Origin of the sequence: Vulgatibacter incomptus (genome assembly GCF_001263175.1) — a bacterium.
Taxonomy (GTDB): domain Bacteria; phylum Myxococcota; class Myxococcia; order Myxococcales; family Vulgatibacteraceae; genus Vulgatibacter; species Vulgatibacter incomptus.
Genome location: NZ_CP012332.1, coordinates 3,648,360 through 3,668,539, shown reverse-complemented (window position 1 = coordinate 3,668,539; position 20,180 = coordinate 3,648,360). Strand labels below are relative to the sequence as shown.

Here is a 20,180-nt window from a genome sequence, read left to right as displayed (position 1 = left end):
TGGAAGTGCGAGAGTACGGCTGACGGCAAGCCGCCATGCGCACGACACGCGTCGTGGACAGGGCGTCAGGCCCGCACACGGAGGATTTCATCCCTCACGGGCTGGTCGAGGGCCCGCCTCGTCGCTTCTCGGGCGAGGCTGAACGCGCGCCGCCCTTCCTCGAGTCGAAAGGGTCCGGAGCGCGGGAGCCCGTCGATGACGAAGGAGAGCATGCCCTGCCTCGATGGCGGCTCGGCGCTCATCCGCCACGGTGAGCGCGAGGCGATGTGGTGGTGGAGCACCCGAGGGGTGCTGGGCGGCATCCCCGCGAGACCGGGCCGATCGAGGATCCCGCCATCGAAGTAGGACCGGCCTTCGATCCGCACGGGCTGGAAAAGGAACGGGACGGCGCACGACGCGCAGATCGCCGGGCCGAGTCGTCCCATCTCGATCACGCGCGTCTTGCGCGAGCGTACGTCGAAGACGGAGACGGCCGCCGGCACACGGCAACGGTCGAAGGTCTCGGCGGGTAGGAGACCTTCGATCCTCTCGCGAAACAGGCGGCCGCGAAGGAGCCCGGGCCCGAAGCCCGGGTCCCAGAAGTCTCGCCGCTCGAGCCGCTCGAGCTCCGCAGCCAGCACGGGTGCGTCGACGCCCGCGGCCCAGGCGCCCCCGACCAGCGCTCCTGCGCTCGATCCCGAGACGCGCGCGGGCGTCAGGCCGGCGTCCTCGAGCGCCGCCAAGAACCCGGTGTGGGCGTAGAAGGAGAAGAATCCGGAGGACATCGCCAGCGCGAATGGCTCCTCGGCGAGCCATTCGGCGAGAGTTCTCGTTCCAAGGGCGGACATCGTCATCCTGTCGAAGATCGACGTTTGGCATTTGGAATTCAACAGGGCCTTGCCCACGGTCGGGCCAGACCGCCCGAACCACCGAGAATGCCGAGGGGGTCGTCGACTGCGCCTGGGCGCCGTTCGCTCTCGTTCTGTCCCGCATCGATCGTTATGCTGTGGGGATGGATGCGGAATTCTGGCTGTCACGCTGGCGCGAAGGACGGATCGGCTTTCACGAAGGGCGCCCGAACGATCTCCTCGTCTCTCACGCCCGGGCACTCGGCCCTCCCGGCCGCGTGCTCGTCCCCTTGAGCGGAAAGACGGAGGACATGGCGTACCTGCGTTCGCTCGGCCACGAGGTCGTGGGGATCGAGCTGGCCGAGGCCGCCGCGGAGGAGTTCTTTCGGGAGCACGGCCTCGAGGCCGCTCCGTCGCCGCGCGGCGCGTTGGTGGAGCGCTCGGCGGGCGGGATCACGATCCTCCAGGGCGACTTCTTCGACGCCCGCCCGGAGGACGTCGGAGCGATCACCGCCTTCTACGATCGAGCGGCGATCGTCGCGCTCCCGCCTGAGCTTCGCCCGCGCTACGCCGCGCACCTGCGCGAGCTGGCGGGCGAGGACGCGCCGGGCCTGGTGATCTGCTTCGAGTACCCGCAGGAGCGGATGGCAGGTCCGCCCTTTTCGGTGGGCGAGGATGAGTTGCGTCGCTACTTCCCCGCGGTGGAGCGCCTCGAGGATCGCCGCACGGAGGGGCCACAGTCCCGCGCGAGCGGCATCGACATGCGGGAGCGCCTCTACCTCGTGGGTGGGCATCGGGCGGAGCCCATTTGATCGGCTTATCGCTCACCGGGAGCCCTCTCGATCATCCTGACGCTCCAGCCCTTGACAATGACGACGCTCGTGGTTGAGCCTTTGATGCAAACGTTCAGTCGAGGTCACTTTGCACGCTGCGCACTTCCGCAGGCCGATTCCGCTGTTGTTGCTCCTCTTCCCCGCCTGGGGGCAGCTCGGGTGCGACATCGTCGTCTCGACGGACGAACCCGGGGGCTGTAGAGCGGGAGAGTCGCGGTGCGGCGGGCTCGTCCGGGAGACCTGCAGCGCCGACGGCACCTGGCTCGCCGCCGAGAACTGCGACTCCGGCTGCAGCGAAGGCCGGTGCACCGGCGTCTGTAGTCCGGGGAGCTCCCGGTGCGAGGGGCTCGTCCCGCAGAGCTGCGACGGGGACGGCGCCTGGCATGACGGCGTGTCCTGCGACTTCGGCTGCAGCGAAGGCCGGTGCACGGGCGGCTGTGAGCCAGGGGACTCCCGGTGCGACGGGCTCGTGACGCAGAGCTGCGACGAGGACGGCGCCTGGCATGACGGCGTGGCCTGCGAGTTCGGCTGTCGCGCCGGTAATTGCATCGGCCCCAGCGCCTGCGAGCTCGGCACCGTCCGGTGCCAGGGGCGCGTCCCCCAGAGATGCGGCGAGGACGGCTGGCATGAGGGCGCGGCCTGCGAGTTCGCCTGCAGCGAGGGCCAGTGCACGGGCGTTTGTGTGCCGGAGAGCTCGCGGTGCGATGGGCTCGTCCCGCAGCGCTGCAGCGAGGTGGGGGCGTGGGTCGGCGGCGAAGCGTGCGATTTCGCCTGCTCCGCGGGGGCGTGCACCGGCAGCTGCGTGCCCGGTGAGCACCGCTGCGCCGATGGGACCACCGTGGAGACCTGCGGAGCCAGCGGGACGTGGCAGCGCTCCGCCTGCCCGCAGCTGTGTTCGGATCAGACCGATGCCTGCGCGTGCGCCCCCGGCTACGAGGGCGACGGCACCGTCTGTACGCCGATCGATTTCTGCAGCGCCCCGAACGGCGGCTGCTCGCCCCGGGCCAGGTGTACCCAGGTCGGGACGACGCCGAGCTGCGCCTGCAGCGGCGGCACCACCGGCGACGGCTATTCCTGCACCTACGAGCCCACCCGGATCTTCGACGAGGGCTTCGACGACATCACGCGGCTCGCTCCGGCCAACTGGCTGCTCGCGAATCGAAGCGATCCGCGCGGCACCACCTCCTGGTTCCAGGGCGCAAACGTCCAGGCACTGGGCCCCTTCGATTCGTTCGATGGTCCCCCGAACTCCTACATCGCTGCGAACTTCAACAACACCATGTTCCACGACGCCACCATCAGCAGTTGGCTCGCCACCCCCACGGTGCCCTTCGGATCGAGGGCCTCGATCTCGTTCTACACGCGGTCGTCCAATCTGGCCCCGGATCGGATCGAGGTCCGGCTCTGTACGGCGCTCCCGTGCTTCCTGCCGGACGATGCCGACGTCGGCAGCTACACCACGCTCCTCGGCTCGGTGAATCCGACGCTCGAGGCGAACGGATACCCCGGCGTCTGGACGAAGTTCGAGTTCACCAACGCCAACGGGATCCCCTACTCGGGCGAGGGCCGCGTGGCGATCCGCTACTACGTGACCGACGCGGGCCATTCCGGCGCCAACAGCGACTACATCGGCATCGATCGCTTCGTGGTCTCCTTCGCCACGCCCTCGTACACGGTTGGCGGCTCGGTCGGCGGTCTGACCTCGGGCAGCGTCGTCCTGTGGCTGAACGGTCGCGATCAGCTCACCGTGTCTGCGAACGGGAGCTTCCGCTTCCCGCGCAGGATGGACGGCGGCACCCCGTACTCCGTTCGCGTATACGCGCAGCCGGACGACAAGCGCTGCACCGTCGCCGGCGCAGCGGGGACGATCGGCGTGGCGGACGTCGGCAACGTGCGGGTGACCTGCGCGCCGAGATAGCCTGCCAGCGGCCGGACCGCCGGGGTTCGAACCGGCGGCTGGCCCATGGCGCGCCGCCGTGGGTGGGCGTCGGCCGCTGGAGTCCGGCAGGGGCCTCGAGCTGTCCTTCCTGCGCGCCGCGACGGCGCCACGAGCTCCACCTCCACGACGGAGGGTAGGCCGTACTCCCGTGCGATCACCGCGCCATGGGTCATCAGGCCGCCCACCTCCGTGACCAGGCCTTGATCGCGACGAACAGAGGCGTCCAGCTCGGGTCGGTGAGTGTAGCGACCAGGATGTCGCCCGCTTCGAGCCTGGTAGGCCTACTAGCGCACCGACGGCCTCCGCGGCACGGCGAGTCGCGCCCGGGCAGCCGGGCTCGTGCATTAGTTACGACGAGCCGACCTCTAAATCCCGGAGCAGGAGGTCGAGGAGCTGCTCCTCGTACACTGCCGTGCCGTGCCGCGCCATAGCGCTCGCCAGGGCCGGGTCCCAGGGCGAGGCGCCCGCAGCGCCCTCGAGCTCGCGGCCGGCGCCGGTGCCGAGGCTGGCCAGGTAATCGTCGGCGCAGAAGCGCCAGGGCTGGCCTCCCGCCTCCCGGAGTACCTGCCCGCCGATTCGAAGGCCGGCCCAGTCGAAGTCTCCCCGGACCCGCAGCCTTGCGCCGCCGCGGGCGAGCTCGCGCAACAGGCCCAGGGCGGCGGTGGAGGGGACGCCTTCGGTGCACACGAGGGGCCCACTGCGAGCGCCCAGACGATCGGCCGCCGCGGCGACGACGCTCGGGTTCTCGCAGACGAAAATCTCGCCCGCCGGATCCGGCCGAAGATCCCGACCGCCAATCTCGCGGAGCGTGAGACGCTGGGGCTCCCCGTCGAGCGCGGCGTCCCGCAACCGGCGCGAGAGCCTCCCCTCGCCCTGCAGGCACAGGCCGAGGACGAGAACCTGCGCCGAGAGGGGATCGCAGACGATGCCGACCTCGCCCCAGAGGGCACGTCTGGGCGCTGCAGTGGACGGCGGCTCGTGCCAGCCGGCGATGCGGGCCGCGGCTCGCAGAACGAGTCCGCCAAGAGGGCTTCCGGCGTCGAGCGCGTGAGCGTCCCCCGTGGTCTCCGCCGCGAGCACAGCAAGGGCGAGGCCCGACGCGGGTAGCCGAGATGCGGCGGCGATCGCTCGCTCGAGCACAACCTCTTCGCCCACGCTCAAGGCGTGCGCCGCTCGCGACACGAGACCGTGTCTCCGAAGGTCGTCGAGCCACGCCCGTAGCTCCGGCCGCTCCCCGACCGCTCGCGCGGCTCCCTCCCAGAGCAGCTCCCGCTCGATCGCGGTCGCGGCCCGCAGCGCGCGCCGATTGACGAGCGGGCCTCCAAGGGCCTCGAGCACCTCGTCGAGCCCGGCTTCGACGGCACTCGCGCGAAGCTGCCGATCGAGCTCATCGAGGGAGATCCGGATGGTCCCGTTAGGCACGAGGGGCCACCCGAAGAGATCGGCGGCGGCCCTCCGCTCGTCAACGTTCGCGCGCCGGAGCGTGAACGCCCGCGCCTCGCGGCCGTCCTCCTCGCGGCGCTTGCGGGCCTCTCGGAAAAGCGTTTCGTAGCGCGGCCCTCCGAGGAGGGTCCGGATCTTCTCCCTGTCTGCGCTCAAGCCCGCCTCGGCTCCGTGCCGTCCCAGACGAACCGCTCCGCGTACACGCCACGCATTCCCCTCTCCCGCGCCAAGTGATAGGTGGCGATGCCATCGAGCTGTGGGAAGAAGCCCCACTCCTCGAAGGACGTCATCACGAAGTCGAGGTCGAACTCAGCCAGGAGGCCCATGAGCTGACCGCGGGTCGGGCGGTCGATGCCGGCGAAGGCCTCGTCGAGCGCGATCAACCGCAGGGAGGTCTTCGCCGCTGACTCGAAGAAGGCTGCCGCGGCGGCGAAGAGCGGCAGGTGCAGCATCACCGCCTTCTGCCCGCCGGAGCCGGCGCCGTGCGTCTTCCGACTGAGCCGGGTCCAGGTCCCGACCGCGTCGCAGAAGTCCGCTCGAAATTGAAACCACCCGCGGTAGTCGAGCACGAGCATCATTCGCTCCTCGAGGGATCCGGCGCCGTCGTTCTCCCGCGCCTCCGCGAGGCGCTGCTGGAGAAAAGTGCGCAGCGCGGTCCGGTCGGCCTCGGAGAGGAGGTGATTTGCGCGGAGGAGCAAATCAATCGCCTCCCTCGTCCCCGTGGGCGACTCCTCGCCGGGCTCCCACTTGAGGCGCATGCGCATGCCCGAGGAGGTGGGGCGCGCGGCGAGCTGGTCGTTCATCCGCTTCACGAGCGCGCTCGCCTCGCGGAGCCTGTTTCGCAGGTGGGTGTGCGTCTCCCCCGAGAGGAAGGCCTCGAAGATCTCGTTCTCCTCTTTCCCGAGCAGCTCGTCCCGGCTCCGCACGTCTGCGTCCAGGTTGCGCTCCAGCTCGAGCACCCCCTGGGTGCGGCCGGCCCAGATCGCCGTGTACTCCAGGATCCCGGCGATCTGCCGGCCCTGGATCCGGATTTCGCCCCGCATCCCCCGGGTCAGGTCGGTCTGCGCGTCGCCCACCCGGTCCCGCGCCCGATCCCTCGCGTCGGGTGAGCAGTCGATCGATCCGGTCGCCTCGTCGGCCCGGCGCGCAAGCTGAAGCACGTCGGTGTAGCTCCACGCCTCGGCCGCTCGCTCCGGTTCCACGCCGACGAAGGCGAGGAGCCCGCGCTCGGCGACCCCACGAAAAACCAGCTCGGCCGTTCGCCTTTTCGCGTCTTGCTCCGAAACGCGGCCGGTTCGCTCTTGAACCGTCGCGCTGCCGGCTCCGACCCGCTCGATGAGCTCCTTTTCGCGAGCCGCGCGGTCTTCGCGCTCCTCGCGGGCCTCTTTCGACCGCCGCTCCGACCGCCGGATCTCTTCGAGGAGCTCGTCTCTGGTGGCACCCAGCGCATCGCGGAGCGCGCTCGCTGTCGCGCGGAGCGCTCGCGCCTCGTCCGCGCAAGAGGCCGCTCGCGCCGCGGACTCGTCCGCCCGGCTTGCCGCTGCCGCCCGCGTCGCCTCCCGCTCTTCGAGTGTGGCCAGCCTGTCCGCGAGGCGCCTCGACGCCTCGAGCGCCTCCCTGGCGCGGACCGCCCACGTGCCGGTCAGACGCCCTAGATCTCCGAGCCGGTCCACCCAGTCGCGGAGCTCGAGCTTCGCGCCCTCGGCCCGCAGCGCCTCCCGCGCAGCGTCCTCCGCGGTCTCGGCACGTTTGCTCTCGACCGCCGCCTGTTCGACCTGCGCCCGCTCCCGCTGCAGGTTCTGCGCTTCGGCCGCCGCCTTCGCGAGGGCCGTGTGCAGCGGCTGCAGCTCGGGGAACGAGCGCAGCTCCTCACCGAGGAGCCGCTGCCTGCCCTCGATCCCGTCGACGATCAGCGCTCTGGAGGCGCGGCTCTCCTCCAGTCCCCCGATGGCCGCTTTGAGCTCGGCGAGGCGCCGCTTTCGCGCCCGCTCGCGCGCCGTAGTGCCGATGAGCTCCGGAGTTGCCTTGCGGTTGGTGCCGTGGAGCGGTCCGAGCGCGAAGCGGCCGTTCGTGGAGACTCAGCTCTCTTCTCCGCCGGGCCCGTCGTCCGTAAGCGCGATCGAGCTCAGGAGGGTTTCCACCACCGGCGCCGGAACGGGACCCTCCATCGGACGGAGGACGTCGAGAAGGGTTCTGCCTTCGAGCGGCGCGGGTGAGAGCACGAGGTCGAAGGTGTCGGCGTCCAGCAGACCTCCGGAAGGCTCGACCCAGGCGTCGAGGAGGCCGGCCGCCTCGAGCGCGCCTTCGATCGCGCCCCGGACCGTCTCGTCGACGCCGTCGTCGAAGTCGCAGAGCAGGTACAGCGGCGCGCCGGGCCTGTCGGTCGGGCGCGGGGCCCTCCACGCGGGCGCCGACGGAGGCCGGTGGGTGAGGGCCGCCAGCTCGTCGTGCTCGCGTCGTCGATCTTCGAGCTCCTCTTTCACCTTCTCGAGCTCGAGCCTCGCGGCCGTCAGGTGGTCGCCGAGGGCTTTGCGCGTGGCCTCCTCGGCGCGCCTCACCCGCTCCGGCGTCTCGAGGGGCGCGAGTTCGCGCACGTCGTCGGGGTCGAGGAGGAGCACCCGTAGCCCTCGCGACCAGCGCCCGATCGAATCTTCCAGCTCGGAACGAACCGCCTGCGCCTGCTTCTCCGCCCGGTCGAGCCTGTCGCGGAAATCCGCCGCACGATCCGTTGCGTCGCTAAACGCCTGCGCTGCGCGGTCACGGCGCTTGCGCGCATCCAGTGCCGCGTCCTCGAGCTTGCGCAGACGGGCGAGGTGCTGCTCGCGCCGTCCGTGCAAGCTCTCAATCGCGCTCGCCGCCGCCTCGAGCTCGCCCCGATCGAACAGCTCGTCGATCCCGGCGTGATCCTGGCCGAGGGATGCATCCTCTGCAGCCCGGGCCGTGCTCCGCCGCGCGGCCTCCGCCCGCTTCCCCTGGTCCACCCTCTCCTTCTCGGCCTCGCCCAGCCGCGCCGTGGCGACGCGTTCCGCCTCGCGGTCCTTCGCCGCGAGGACCCCTTCGCGCTGGGCCCGCGTCTCCTCCTGCTGGGCCAGCCTCTCCGCATCCGCGAGATGCTCGACCGCGCGAAACCCGTCGGAAGAGCGCAGGGCCGCCAGCCGGGCGGCGAGCTCTTGTCGCTCTGCGTCGAGCGCGGCGATCTCCCCGGCGAGTGCCTTCCTCTCGCCGTAGAGCGCCTCCAGCTCCTCCTCGGCCTTGCGCAGGGACTCCCGGGCTATGTGATAGGAGCTCTCGCCGGTCGTCAAATCCTTCGCCGCGGCCTTCACCGCGGAGGCGACGTAGCGTTCGTAGACCTTCCGGAAGCGGCGCAACGTCTGGAGGGTGGCGGAGACGTCGTCCCGCTCCAGTCGGTGCTTATCGAGCCGCTCGAAGCCTTCGGCGAGGGACGCGACGACGGTGCGATCGAGGGGTGGCAAGCTCGCCGAGAGGATCTGCGAGAGCTCCTCGGGATCCAGCTTCTTCGAGAGCTGCGGGCGCCGGAGCTGCAAGAGCGCGTCGATCAACGACCCGTACTGCTCCTCCTCCATGCCGAAGATCTCGTCGTTCACGGCGCGCCGGTACTCGGCAGCCTGTTGGTAGACTTGGCCGCGTGCGTCGATCGCCTTGGTGAGGGCGGGGCGCTCGAGGGGGAGCCGGTCTTCCACCAGGAGCAGGTCCACGTCGATCCGCTGAGAGGTTCGGAAGTACCAGGCGTCGGTGTCGGTGGAGGCCCGCCGGGCCCGCAGCCCGGCGCCGACGGTGCAGTATCGGGTCTCGCCGTTCTCGACCCGCCCCAGCTCCAGCCAGACGTAACCGATCGAGGTGTTCGCCTCCGGGTTCCAGTCGCCGATCAAGTTCCAGCGCATGGAGCGGGACGTGCTGCCGAAGGGATCAAGGCGGCTCGGCTGCAGGTTTGCGTCGAGGAGGAAGGGGAGGAGGACCTCGAGGGCCTTCGTCTTGCCGGACTCGTTCTGTCCGCGGAGGAGGAGCCGGCCCCGGTGGAAGACGAAGCGCTGGTCGTCGTACTCCCAGAGGTTCTGGATGCCGGCGCGCAGGAGCTGCCAGCGTCCGGTGCTTGCGACGGGGAGGTCGAGCGGGACTTTCATCGTGCCCTCTTTTTCTTCGGCTCGCCGGGCGAGAAGCGCGCGACGGCCGGCCGGACGCGGAGGCGCCCATCGCCTTCGTGCCGCACCAGACCGAAGGCCTCGAGCAACGCGACGGCCTCCTCGCAGAGCTGCGCCGCCCCCTGCTCGTCGGCGGAGTACTGCTTGCTCCAGCGCTCGGAATGATCGGCCTGAAGCGCGGTGACGACCTCGACGAGCGCTCCGCGCTCCACGGCCACGTCCCGCTCCCCCTGCTTCGCCAAGTGGGACGCGAGGAGGAGCGCCGCGTGCCGGACGGTGGAGCCGCCGTCGGGGAAGCGCTCGTCCGTAACGAGGCCCTCCGGATCGATGGCGGCGAGGCCCTCCCTGCGGCGCTCGATCGGCATCCCGACGTCGTCCTCGAGGAGGGCGTAGAGAAAGCCACGGGAATGATCGAGCCAGTCGAACGCGCGCGCGTCGAGGTCGTCGTAGTAGAGCACGGGATCCTCGAGCAGGCGGCGGATCACCCGGTAGCGGGCCGAGAGCCGCTGGCCCTCGTCCGTGTCCGGGAGCTGCTCGTCCAGCATGCCCTCCGGGGTCCCGGCGAAGACCGGAGGGATCGGCGCCGCAAGGAGTTGGCCGAGCACGCGCTCGTTTACGTCGAGGAGAGCGTCTCCCTCCCGCGTATGCGCGTAGCGATCGGCGTCTCCGTCCCGCACGCGCAGGACGCCCAGCGAGACGAGCAGCCGCAGGGCGTCGACGAAGGCCCGCCGCTCAGCGGCGAGCGAAGGATCGAAGGCGACCCCTTCCTCGTCGTCCGCGCTGGCTTCCTCGACGAGGGCGGCGATACGGCCGACGGTGGTCTGCACCGGCGCGTCGTCGAGCGCCGCGAGCGTGAGGCACAGGAGCGCGTAGCGCCGGCGATCGAACGGCGTACCGTCGGCCCGGCGGGCCGGCTTCGTCGTGTCGCTGCGCCCGGGGACCTTGTGGAGGCGCGCGTAGCCGCCGGAGGGATCGATCACCAGCCGCCAGCCCGGATGGCTCGCGAACCATTCGGTCAGGTACGCGCGTTGCCGGACGACGGTTCGGAAGATCTCCGGGTCGCTCGAGGCCGACAGGAGGGGCGACGCGAGCAGGGCGCGGATCGCCGCGACGCGCTGTGCGCGCTCGTCGTCCTCGAGCACCTGGACGAGGCGGCTCATCGGGCCTCCGAGCGCCAGGCCGCGCCCTCGACGGCGGACACCTCGAGGTGGTGGTTGCGGCACCATAGTCGGCCTCCCGGCGCCTCGAGGACCACGAGCTCGTCATCCTTTGGCGGCGTCAGGCGGATCCTGACGCGCCCGTCGATCGTGCGGGCCGACTGCGAGCCGTCGCCCTCCTTCGGGGCGGCGAGCGCCTGATCGAGGAGGGCGAGGAAGAGATCGAACTCGGCGGGGTCGAGGCGCCCGACGTCCCGCAGCTCGAACTCGCCCGAGAGCCGGCGGATCGCCGCGTCGAGCTGCGCCCGCTCCTGCCTGCGCTTCTGCTCCAGCCACTGCCGCGCCGCGCTGTAGTCCGGGATCGCGCCCGCCCGGCCGGTGGCGACGGCGACCTGGCCCCGCTCGCGCAGCCGCACCGGGACCTCAACTGGGGCCGCATCCCACCAGGATGGCGCGCCTTCGACGTTGGACTCGAGGTGGAAGTGTCGCCCCGTCGAGAGGCCGAACGCCGCGTGCCAGAGGCCGTGCGCCGCGCGATCGTCAGGGCAACGGCCGAACCAGTGCGCAAGGACGCGGAAGTCCGCGGCGCGATCCATCGAGCGGGCGCTCGCGCCGCTCAGCCGACCCAGCGAGCGCGTGAGGCCCAGGACCGCCTCGACCGCGACGGCCGCGAGCCGCTCCACGGTCGGCATCGAGCTGGCGGTGCCCACGAACCATGCGCGGATCCCCGTCCACCGCGCCAGCCACTCCGCGCGCCAGTCCGCCCGTGGATCCGCGTCGTCCCGTGCCGGCGGGAGCTCGGCACCGGGCAGCGCGCGATCGATCAGCGCCTCAGCGTCGATCCCATCGATCAACGCGCGGATTTCGTCTCCCAGGAGTCGGAGCTGGCCAACGAAGCGGTGGATGTACGCGAGGAGCGCCCGCTTGTAGAAGGTGAAGCGCTCTTCGTCCATCCGCTTGGCCCCAGTTGGCCGATCGAGGTCACCGATGAATCGGTTTGCCTCCTCCGTGAGCGATTCGAACGCCGCGTTCAGGTCGTGGAGGCCGACGACCAGCTCCGATGGCTCACGGTCACCTGTGAGCTCGCGGAGCTCGTCGCGGATCTTGACGAGCATCGAAGCCTGGAGCCTACCCGAGCGGCCGATCGCATCTTCGACCTCTGCGACCGCTCGATGTGCCGCCTCTCCCGCTGGCGTCAGCCGATAGAGGAGTCGCTTGCGATAGAAGTCCTCGAGCCTCGTCACGGTCGCTGAGTCTTGCGCCGAGGCGAGGTTGCCCCATTTCACGAGCATGTCGAGGTAGTAGTCGAGCGTCTCGTCCGGCCCGAGCGCGACGAAGATCCCGGCGGCGCGAATCCGGTCGAGCACCTCGGCCGGTCGCAGTTCGATGACGTAGTGGTGCCGGGCCTCGGAGAAGACCTGGACGATCGCCCGGTAAATCGGGGCCTTCTCCGCCACGACGTACTGAAAGGCCTGAACCTGATCGAACAGGCGCAAGGGGGGCGAGGCGGGGTTCAAGCGGACGGCCTCCGGGCGGTTGGGGCGGGCACAGATTACCCGGCGGGGACAAGATCCCAAAGGGCGGCAGGCGGTCGCGCCAGTATTTCGGAGCAAGCTCGAGGTACCGATCCTTCGAGGACGCGGAGAGCGTCGCCCATGTAGGCTTCGAGGTTGATGTTCTAGGTCCTCAAAGATCTCCCGTCCGCGGGATCAGCGGCTCGACTAGGCGGGCCGCTCAGCCAGCCGTCGAGGATCGCGCCCAGCGAAGAGCGATCGAAATCGGGCACGCGGACGCGGTCATCTTCACCACGAGCGCCGCCGCAGTTCTCCCGAGCAACCGCTTGGTCGCCTCCGTCGGCATCCAATCACGAGACGCGGCAAGCGCGGTCCTGGAGGTGCGGCCGTCACGTCGGCTCATTCGCGTTCGCAGCTCGGTAGGCCTGATGCGGGTGACGCGGGTTGTCAGGGTACTTGCGGACCAGCGCGCCGCGTCCGAGCAGCGGCCTCAAGTACATCGTGCGGACGGTGCTAGGCTGACGGCCGAGCTCAGTGGCGATCTCGGGGAGCGTCCTCCAAGCTGGGGTGCAGAACACCACTACCGCGTCGAGCTGGTCGGACATGGCCCTCCAGCCACGGGTTTCCTCGGTGCCTGCCGAGCTTTCCTCGGAGGTTTCCTCGGAGCCCTGCGAACTTTCCTCGGAGCTTTCCACGGTGCCTACCGGGAGGGCGTAGCGCCTCGTCCGGGCAGGCCCGCTGGCGACGAGTAGCCCCTTGCGGACCAGTTCCTGGAGCTTGATCGTGATGTCGCGCGGATGCGCCGTCGTGAGCCCGGCGATGCGCGCGTGCATCACGCCGTTCTCGGCGTGAGCGGTGACGAGCGCGACCCGGCCGAGTTCATCCTGCGCCTCGAAGGCGGCTCCTACCGCAGCGCGCACGGCGTCGATCGACGCCTCCGGAAGGAGACTCACGAGCCGCAGCTTCAGGTGAAGCTCGGAGTTCTCGACGTCCTCGACGAGCTCTGGCGTGCGCCAGTGCTGCTCCGACCACGCGCGCAGGATCGCAGGGCCACCCGAGCCCTCGCGCTCGCCGAGCTGCAAGAAGCCGAAAAGGCGTTGCACGAGCGGGTTGCGTGGCTCGCTCACGCCGCCCTTCCAAACCTGGTCGGGCGTCACGAGCAGGAGGCCCGGGTTGATGAACTCGAAGCCAGCGGGATCGCGCAACACTCGGATGCCCGAGCGCCCTTCGTAGTCGGCGTGAATCAGCGTGTTGACCAATGCCTCGCGCACCGCCTTGTGTGCAGGCGTCTCGTCGACGCGGAACTGCCCGCCCTCGAGCGCGAAGGGAACCTTGAGCCCCTCGTAGAGCTTGAGCACCGCGCGCGTGTAGAACTCGAAGAGGTTGGCGGTCCACGAGCCGTCCGACGAGACGCGATCTACCCACCGCAGATCCGTGCCCACCTCGGCCGGCAGCTCGCGGTAGCTGAGGTGCCAATGCGGAAAGCGTTCGCGGATAGAAAGTTCGCGGCCGAGTACCAGCAGCCCGCCGAGCGTCAGGCCCAAATCGGTCCGACCGCGTACCGCCTTGAGCGCCCCGATCTGCCGGAGAAAGCCGGTGTCGTCCTCGGTGACGAACGGGTGCTCGGGGCGCTTCGACGCGAAGAGGCTGCGGTAGCGACGCACGCTTTCACGATCGAAGTCAGCTTCTGTGAAGTGCTCGACGACGGTCGAGTCTCGATCGACGATCGAGTCGGCGACCTGCGACGCGCCACTTCGGGTCGCATGCGGCGATCACCCTCGTGAACGCGCTGGTACGATCGCTCAAGCGATCCGTTCAGGTGCACGGGACGCGCGGTGCGCGTGGTCTTCGGGACTCGAACGACGAGGAGCTGATGCCCGTCCAACTCCTCGCGCGTAACGCTCGACGAAGTGAGCAGGTTGGCGCTCACCTTCTGCGGATTTTGAAGGTTGTTCCACAGCTCGCGCTCGACCTTGTCGAGGTCGGCGATGCCGCGCACCTCGAGCGAGCCGTCGTTGCGCTCGGCAGCGCCGAGCACGATGACGCCGCCGTCGGTATTCGCGAACGCGCTGTAGGTCTCCCAGAACGACGCCGGCAACTCGCCGCGACCATCACGGCCCTGCGCGAGCTTCGCCTCGAAGGCCCACCCCTCGCGAAGGATCTCCCACTCCTCGCGGTTCATGGCGAATCCTCCACAGCACGCGGGTGCGCGGAGCCTTGAAGGGGCATCGCGTCGGTGGGTTGGTCGAAGGGCATCGGCCCTCTACACATGCCACGTGAAGTCATCACAGGGGAAGGCCGATCCACCAGGCCACAAGCGAACCCGATTGCCGGGGCGTGCACCTCTCGTGCACAGTGGGACGTAACCGAGGACGCGCCTACGCGAGCGCCCCGGCGAGAACCTGAACGAGGCTCTCGCCGTTGAACCTCGCGGTAATCGACCGGCCAAATCCAACTGTCGCCTAACGCCGTGAGTGATTCGTTTTTTGGATTCCGAGCTCCGTTGAACCTTTCGGAGACGGTGGCGCGGGTCAAGAACAGCGAAAGGCGCCCGCGATCACCGCTCGGGCGTCCAAGTTGATTCGGCAGAGGTTAGAGGAGAGGTAGGTTCCCGGCGCAAGGGCTCTAATGGCCACGGACGCGGCGATGGCCGATGGGGAGCTGCGAACGCGCGCGCAAGGTCGTAAAGTTGCAACGGTTTTCTATTGGCCCTCTCCGATGGCGTGGCCAGTTGCCCAATAGAGCCGCCGCGGGCCCGTCCGGCCTAGCTTCGGTTAGGCAGCTCCTGAAGCGGCCGCTTCGTCGCGCGCGCATGGTTTTTGGAACGCGCGCCGCGACGGTGACCAGGTCGGGACGCGCGAGCGGTTCGAGGGACGCGAGCCGGTACTGCCCTCGGGCGACGGGCTCGATGACGCTCGCGTCTCTCATGGCGTAGAGCGTCTTCGGGTTGATGCCGAGGCGCAGTGCTTCGGACATGCGGAGGCTGCCGCCATGCTGGCGGAACAGCTCAACTTCGCGCTCGAAGGCTCTGGCACGCACGGGGACATGTTGCCTGCAACATGTTTTGAATTGAAGACGGTTTGTCTCCACCGCCCGCCGCCCGAGGCCTTGCCCACCTGTGGGTGAGGCGCGCAGTTCAGATGCTCGGCCCTCTTGCAGTTGCTCCCCCTCAGTTATATAGCGCGCTATGGATTGGAGGCGGGCATGGAAGTCGATCTTCTGGCAGGGCTTGGCGTGGGCTTCCTGGGCAGCAGGCTCAAGCGCCTGGCCGAGCGGATGCAGGCCGACGCCGCCGATGTGGCCCGATCGCTGGACCTTCCGGTCCAGCCGGCCCAGATGTCGCTGCTGATGACGATCCGCCTGCACGGCCCGATCACGGTGGGCGAGCTGGCCGAGCGCCTGCAGCTTGCCCAGCCCACGGTGTCCCGCGCTCTCGGGACACTCAAGGACTTCGTCGAAGCGCGGCCCTCGCCGGGCGATCAGCGCTCGAAACGCCTGGCGCTGACGGAGAGCGGCGAGGCCCTGGTGGCCCGCATCCAGACGCAGCTATTGCCGCGCATCGAGCCCGCCGCCGCCTCGCTGATCGAGGGGCTATCGGGTGACTTCATGCAGAGCCTGGCCAGGGTGGAGGCGCGGCTTGCCGAGGCCTCGCTGCTGAGCCGGATCGAGGCCGCCGGTCCGCCCACGATGTGGGCGCGCGACTTCTCCGACGACCTGGCCGACGCGTTTTATCGGATCAACGCGGAGTGGATCGAGGACATGTTCGCCCTCGAGGAGAACGACATCGCGCTCCTGTCGAAGCCGCGCGAGCTGATCCTCGACAAGGGCGGGATGGTCCTATTCGCCGAGACGCCGGAGCTGGGCGTGGTCGGGACCTGCGCCCTGATGGTGTCCAAGGACGGCTGGGTCGAGCTGACCAAGATGGGCGTCCTGAAGAGCGCCCGGGGCCTGAAGATCGGCGAGTTCCTGCTCGCCAAGACCCTGGAGCGGGCCTCCAGCCTGGGTTTCGCCAAGGTCTATCTGCTGACCAACGAGAAGTGCGCGGCGGCCATCCATCTCTACGAGAAGGTCGGCTTCGTGCACGACGCCGAGATCATGCGCCAGTTCGGGGCGCGCTACGAGCGGTGCGACGTGGCGATGTCGTACCGGCCGAGCACGTCACGCTGAAACGGCTCGACGCGTGGATGAGGCGGACGCTGGGGGAACGCGATCGGCGCTCCTACCGCGAGGGGCGCGCTAACTCCGTGCCGACCTTGAGCCGATCCAGGTAGGCGCGGTAGGCAAAGGAGCGGTCTCGTTTCTTGCCCGTCGACTCGACGAGCACTCCGGTGGCGACGAGGAATTCGATCGCGCGGATCGCCGTCGGCTTGCTCGTCTCGACGAACTTCGTAACGGAGGCGACGCTCACGATCGGGTGGCGCGGAAGCAGTTCGAAGAGGCGCAGCGCGCCGATCGACACTCCATCGAGCGCGAGCACGCGGGCGCGATCGTCGGCAATCAACGCGAAGAGCTCACGTGCGGAGGCGACGGCCTCGTCGGCGATCGTCGCGACACCGTCGAGGAAGAAGGCCAGCCAGCCCTCCCAATCGCCTTCGACGCGGACCGCGTTCAGCCGCCGGTAGTACTCGTCGCGGTGCCGCTTGAAGAACAGGCTCAGGTAGAGCAGTGGCTTCGTCAAAAACTTCCAGTGCTCGAGCAGCAGGGTGACGAGCAGGCGCCCGATCCGGCCGTTGCCATCGAGGTACGGGTGAATGGTCTCGAATTGCACATGGAGCAGGCCCGCGCGCACGAGCGGGTGCAGCGTGTCTTCGGTGTGGAGGTAGTTCTCGAACGCGCTCAGGACCTCGCCAAGTACGTGGGGCGGCGGCGGGACGTAGGCGGCGTTTCCGGGGCGGCTGCCGCCGATCCAGTTCTGGCTTCGGCGGACGTCGCCGGGCTGCTTCTCGGCGCCGCGCACGCCACGCATGAGCCGATCATGAGCTCCGTTCAAGAGACGCATCGAGAGCGGAAGGCCGGTCGGATCGGCGAGCTGTTCGCGCGCGTACGTGAGGGCGTCGAGGTAGTTGCAGATCTCCTCCACATCTGCGTTCGGCGGGGCTGCCTGGTCCGTGCTCGCCTGCGCCTCGAACGCGAGCAGGTCGACGAGAGTGGCCTGGGTGCCCTCGATCTGCGACGAGACGACTGCCTCCTTGCGGACGAACGCGTAGATGAACCAGTCGAGGGACGGCACCATCTCACCCGCGAGCTCGAGTCGGACGAGCGCCTGCTCGGCAGCGCGCAGGCGATCCGCCAACGCCGAGCCGATCGCGAGCGGTGGGTCTGCGGGTGGAAGCGCGAGCGGGATGAACGCCGCGACCTCCTCTCCGCCGACCGTGGTCCGCTCGTATCGCCCGGTGGCTCGCTTCGGCATCTCGGCCTCGCTCGTGACGTCTGTTTGACCAGCCGCGTCGCTAGTAACGGCCACGTGACTAACTCGGTCGGCTAGTCACGAATTCTTTACTAGAGCCCGCCGCTGGTCAAGCTACCGGCCTCGCCCATCGGGCGATCAACGGATCGCGTAGCCCACGAGGTGGGGCCCGACCACCGGCACCGGCATCCGCACGTGCTGCAGCTCGGTCCGGGAGAAGCCGGCGGCGGCGATGGCGGCAGCGGTGTCGCGGTCCGGCCGGCATCCGTTTCCAACCACGTACCAGAGCGGCTTCACCGCGTGCTGCACGGCCCGGAGCCATCTGCGCTGCGGCGCGATCACGTGCTCGACGAAGACGAAGCGACCCTCCGGGCGCAAAACCCGCCTCACCTCGGCGAGGGCGCGGGGGACGTGGTGGATGGTGCAGAGGACCAGCGAGCAGATGACCGCGTCGAAGGATTCGTCGGCGAACGGGAGGCGCTCCGCGTTTCCCCCGACCACGGTCGCAGCGCGCCCCAGCTCGGCCGCCTTGCGCGTGAGGAGCTCGCGGGAGAAGGCGTTGGGCTCAAGGGCGGAGTAGCGGATCGCGGCGGGCAGGAGCTCCAGGTTGGCGCCGGCTCCCGCGCCGATCTCGAGGACGTCGCCGGAGAGCTGGCCGAACAGCTCCTGCTTCCAGGGCTCCACCGCCCGCTCATAGGGCGCATGGCCGTGGGCCAGGAGGCGTGCCTCGAGCCGCTCGAGCGCTGGAATTCGTGCAAAGAGGCGGGTACCGGGACGATCGTGCACGTGCCGTGCTCCTCGTAGGAGATCGCCGATGGCCGATCAGCCGTGCGTGCCGTCGTCGACGCCCGCCAGTGTAATCACTCCGACGTCCGAGAAGGACGCGGTCGCCGGCTGACGAGTTCAGGCCAAGGCGACGGCCATCCGCCGGATGGCCTCCTCGAGCAACGTGCGCGTCGTCGCGAAGTTGACGCGAACGAAGCCCTCGCCCCCGGCACCGAAGGAGAGGCCTGAAGAAAGAGCGACGCGACCCCGCTCGAGGAAGACCTTCGCCGGATCGGGCCCGAGGCCGAGACCGGTGCAGTCGATCCAGGCGAGGTAGCCCGCCTGGGGCTCGACGTAGCGCGCTCGCGGAAGGTGCGCGCGCAACAGATCGGCGACAAGACGACGGTTCCGATCCAGGATCCGCATCGTCTCCGCGAGCCAGTCTGCACCGTCCTCGAACGCGGCGCGGGCCCCGAGCACGCCCAGGTGACCCGCGTGGTACGCCAGCTCCGCCGGCAGCTTCGCGAGCAGGCGGCGGGTGTCGTCATGGCACGCGACCATCACCGACGACTTGAGGCCGGCGATGTTCCAGGTCTTGGACGCGGAGGAGAGCACCACCGAGGTACGCGCGGCATCCTCGGAGATGCTCGGGAAAGGGATGTGCCTCGCTGGGCCGTAGGTCATCGGCGCATGGATCTCGTCGCTCACGACGAGGACCCCGTGGCGCGCAGCGAGCTCGGCGACCGCCGCCAGCGTCTCGCGCTCGTGCACGAGGCCGACCGGGTTGTGCGGCGAGCAGAGTAGGTGCGCGCGCGCTCCGTCGGCATAGGCATGTTCGATCGCGTCGAGGTCGAGGCGATAGCCGCCCTCGACCCGCGCGAGCGGAGTCTCGATGACGCGCCGGTGCAAGCGCCGGATGGTCTCTGCGAATGGCGCGTACACCGGCGGGTCGACGACGACGCCGTCGCCAGGTCTCGTCGCGACGCCGAGGATCTCCGCCATCGCAGTGACCACGTCCGGCGCGACCCTGACGTCTCCTGGAGCGACGTCCCAGCCCCACGTCGAGCGCGCCCACGGTGCGAACGAATCGCCGAGGCCGCGAGGATCGGCATAGCCGGCGTCGTCGTTCGCCAGCGCCTCGCCGAGGGCCCGCTGGATCGGCCCAGCGATCGGATAGTCCATCTCCGCCACCCACGCGGGGAGGACATCCGAAGGGTACACGCGCCACTTCGCGCTCTGTCGCCTACGGAGGTCGGCTTCGGTCACGAGATCGAAAGGATGTTCGCTCACGGCGCTAGCGTACTCTCGATCGCTGGCCGATCGGCCTCGAGGTCGCGAGTCAGTCCTGGCTCGGCTCCCAGGCGTAGATCCGAGCTTCGCACACGGTCTCGAAGCCGAGCCTCGAACAGATCGGAGCCGACGTCTCGGAGCTCGCCAGGATGGTCACGAGCGGGAGCCCCATCTCCCGCAGGGTCGCCACGCGTGCCGCGACGAGCGCGCGGTAGACGCCGCGGCCGCGGTATTCCGGGTCGACGCTGCTCCCGAGCAGGTAGCCGGAGCTGGCGAGTGGGAGCAAGCCACCGGAACCTGCCGGCACGCCGTCGACACGGGCGATGTAGTAGAGCGTTCGATTCGACGGATCCCGGAGACTCCGGATCATGTTCGCGCGGATCTCGCGTGCCGCCTCGGTCGTGTTTCCCCATCCAGCGGCGCTTGCGCGGACGTAATCGTCGACGTTGGCCAACGTCGCGCGCTCCACGATCACGCCGGGACCAGCGTTCACCTCGAGAGTCGGCACGTCGGCGACCATGCCCCTCGCGACGAACATCAACCGCATGCCCTCTCGCTCGAGCAGCTCGGCGAGATGGGCGGGTGCGGCGCCGGGGCCAAGCGTCCACCGGAATCCAAGTTCCGCGGAACGATACGCGGCGACCGTCCTTCCGACGACCTCCGCTGCCTCCTCGGAGCTCAGGACGGAGCGTGCGACGCCGTTCATCCAGTACAGCCGCGAGGACGCCGTCGTGAACTGGTACCAACCCGGACGCTCGACGATGACCGTATCGGGCTGGCGCCAGATGGCGGCGACGGTCGCATTCTCGACTTCCTCTACCGCCTCAGCGAGCGTGAACGGCACG

The 20,180-nt window shown here is 69.5% G+C and carries 16 protein-coding genes; 3 read left to right on the top strand and 13 right to left on the bottom strand.

Annotated features, from left to right (window positions below):
- Positions 1 to 65: 65 nt before the first annotated feature.
- Positions 66 to 827 carry a patatin-like phospholipase family protein gene (locus AKJ08_RS15345; RefSeq protein WP_050727611.1) on the bottom strand — a complete coding sequence of 254 codons (762 nt, stop codon included), beginning with the start codon at positions 825 to 827 and terminating at the stop codon, positions 66 to 68.
- Here AKJ08_RS15345 and AKJ08_RS15340 point away from each other — a divergent pair.
- Together AKJ08_RS15340 and AKJ08_RS15335 are read left to right on the top strand one after the other, a co-directional pair.
- Positions 776 to 1,639 (top strand): class I SAM-dependent methyltransferase, encoded by an 864-nt coding sequence (locus AKJ08_RS15340; RefSeq protein ID WP_082343232.1) that lies wholly within the window; start codon positions 776 to 778, stop codon positions 1,637 to 1,639. The two genes, AKJ08_RS15345 and AKJ08_RS15340, sit on opposite strands and share 52 nt — an antisense overlap.
- A gap of 490 nt (positions 1,640 to 2,129) precedes the next feature.
- The gene (locus AKJ08_RS15335; RefSeq protein WP_169788852.1) at positions 2,130 to 3,578 is read left to right on the top strand and encodes a choice-of-anchor J domain-containing protein; all 1,449 of its coding nucleotides are present in this window, start codon (positions 2,130 to 2,132) and stop codon (positions 3,576 to 3,578) included.
- Between the two features lie 369 nt (positions 3,579 to 3,947).
- On the opposite strand, the gene AKJ08_RS15330 is transcribed toward AKJ08_RS15335, so the two are convergent.
- From AKJ08_RS15330 to AKJ08_RS20980, 8 genes are all read right to left on the bottom strand, one after another.
- Complete coding sequence (locus tag AKJ08_RS15330) at positions 3,948 to 5,198, bottom strand: TIGR02679 family protein (RefSeq protein WP_240475364.1); 1,251 nt, start codon at positions 5,196 to 5,198, stop codon at positions 3,948 to 3,950.
- Positions 5,195 to 6,715 (bottom strand): SbcC/MukB-like Walker B domain-containing protein, encoded by a 1,521-nt coding sequence (locus AKJ08_RS15325; protein WP_050726870.1) that lies wholly within the window; start codon positions 6,713 to 6,715, stop codon positions 5,195 to 5,197. Before AKJ08_RS15325 ends, AKJ08_RS15330 begins: the two co-directional genes overlap by 4 nt.
- Positions 6,716 to 7,120: 405 nt before the next feature.
- Positions 7,121 to 9,184 (bottom strand): TIGR02680 family protein, encoded by a 2,064-nt coding sequence (locus tag AKJ08_RS15320; protein ID WP_050726869.1) that lies wholly within the window; start codon positions 9,182 to 9,184, stop codon positions 7,121 to 7,123.
- Positions 9,181 to 10,362, bottom strand: a complete 1,182-nt coding sequence (locus AKJ08_RS15315) for a TIGR02678 family protein (protein ID WP_050726868.1) — start codon at positions 10,360 to 10,362, stop codon at positions 9,181 to 9,183. Before AKJ08_RS15315 ends, AKJ08_RS15320 begins: the two co-directional genes overlap by 4 nt.
- Positions 10,359 to 11,876, bottom strand: a complete 1,518-nt coding sequence (locus AKJ08_RS15310) for a TIGR02677 family protein (RefSeq protein ID WP_169788851.1) — start codon at positions 11,874 to 11,876, stop codon at positions 10,359 to 10,361. Before AKJ08_RS15310 ends, AKJ08_RS15315 begins: the two co-directional genes overlap by 4 nt.
- A 386-nt stretch (positions 11,877 to 12,262) precedes the next feature.
- Positions 12,263 to 13,081 (bottom strand): ATP-binding protein, encoded by an 819-nt coding sequence (locus AKJ08_RS20480; protein WP_276202203.1) that lies wholly within the window; start codon positions 13,079 to 13,081, stop codon positions 12,263 to 12,265.
- 326 nt (positions 13,082 to 13,407) lie between these two features.
- On the bottom strand, positions 13,408 to 14,055 hold the full coding sequence (locus tag AKJ08_RS20475; protein ID WP_050726865.1) for an AlbA family DNA-binding domain-containing protein: 648 nt from the start codon (positions 14,053 to 14,055) through the stop codon (positions 13,408 to 13,410).
- A gap of 443 nt (positions 14,056 to 14,498) precedes the next feature.
- On the bottom strand, positions 14,499 to 14,912 hold the full coding sequence (locus AKJ08_RS20980) for a type IV toxin-antitoxin system AbiEi family antitoxin domain-containing protein (RefSeq protein WP_205624740.1): 414 nt from the start codon (positions 14,910 to 14,912) through the stop codon (positions 14,499 to 14,501).
- Positions 14,913 to 15,026: 114 nt separating this feature from the next.
- Here AKJ08_RS20980 and AKJ08_RS15295 point away from each other — a divergent pair, with 114 nt between their 5' ends.
- Positions 15,027 to 16,040 carry a bifunctional helix-turn-helix transcriptional regulator/GNAT family N-acetyltransferase gene (locus AKJ08_RS15295; protein ID WP_205624739.1) on the top strand — a complete coding sequence of 338 codons (1,014 nt, stop codon included), beginning with the start codon at positions 15,027 to 15,029 and terminating at the stop codon, positions 16,038 to 16,040.
- Between the two features lie 52 nt (positions 16,041 to 16,092).
- On the opposite strand, the gene AKJ08_RS15290 is transcribed toward AKJ08_RS15295, so the two are convergent.
- From AKJ08_RS15290 to AKJ08_RS15275, 4 genes are all read right to left on the bottom strand, one after another.
- On the bottom strand, positions 16,093 to 17,283 hold the full coding sequence (locus AKJ08_RS15290; RefSeq protein ID WP_050726863.1) for a Fic family protein: 1,191 nt from the start codon (positions 17,281 to 17,283) through the stop codon (positions 16,093 to 16,095).
- 135 nt (positions 17,284 to 17,418) lie between these two features.
- Entirely contained in the window at positions 17,419 to 18,066 is a 648-nt protein-coding gene (locus tag AKJ08_RS15285) for a class I SAM-dependent methyltransferase (protein ID WP_050726862.1), read from the bottom strand.
- Between the two features lie 117 nt (positions 18,067 to 18,183).
- Positions 18,184 to 19,335 (bottom strand): MalY/PatB family protein, encoded by a 1,152-nt coding sequence (locus AKJ08_RS15280; RefSeq protein ID WP_050726861.1) that lies wholly within the window; start codon positions 19,333 to 19,335, stop codon positions 18,184 to 18,186.
- Positions 19,336 to 19,384: 49 nt separating this feature from the next.
- Positions 19,385 to 20,179: a GNAT family N-acetyltransferase gene (locus AKJ08_RS15275; protein ID WP_050726860.1), complete on the bottom strand. Its 795-nt coding sequence runs from the start codon at positions 20,177 to 20,179 to the stop codon at positions 19,385 to 19,387.
- Position 20,180: the final 1 nt, after the last annotated feature.

Excerpts from the sequence above, each read along its gene's own strand:
- AKJ08_RS15340 (WP_082343232.1), top strand. The coding sequence starts at position 776 with ATGGCTCCTCGGCGAGCCATTCGGCGAGAGTTCTCGTTCCAAGGGCGG.
- AKJ08_RS15345 (WP_050727611.1), bottom strand. The coding sequence starts at position 827 with ATGTCCGCCCTTGGAACGAGAACTCTCGCCGAATGGCTCGCCGAGGAG.
- AKJ08_RS15320 (WP_050726869.1), bottom strand. The coding sequence starts at position 9,184 with ATGAAAGTCCCGCTCGACCTCCCCGTCGCAAGCACCGGACGCTGGCAG.
- AKJ08_RS15315 (WP_050726868.1), bottom strand. The coding sequence starts at position 10,362 with ATGAGCCGCCTCGTCCAGGTGCTCGAGGACGACGAGCGCGCACAGCGC.
- AKJ08_RS20475 (WP_050726865.1), bottom strand. The coding sequence starts at position 14,055 with ATGAACCGCGAGGAGTGGGAGATCCTTCGCGAGGGGTGGGCCTTCGAG.
- AKJ08_RS15290 (WP_050726863.1), bottom strand. The coding sequence starts at position 17,283 with ATGCCGAAGCGAGCCACCGGGCGATACGAGCGGACCACGGTCGGCGGA.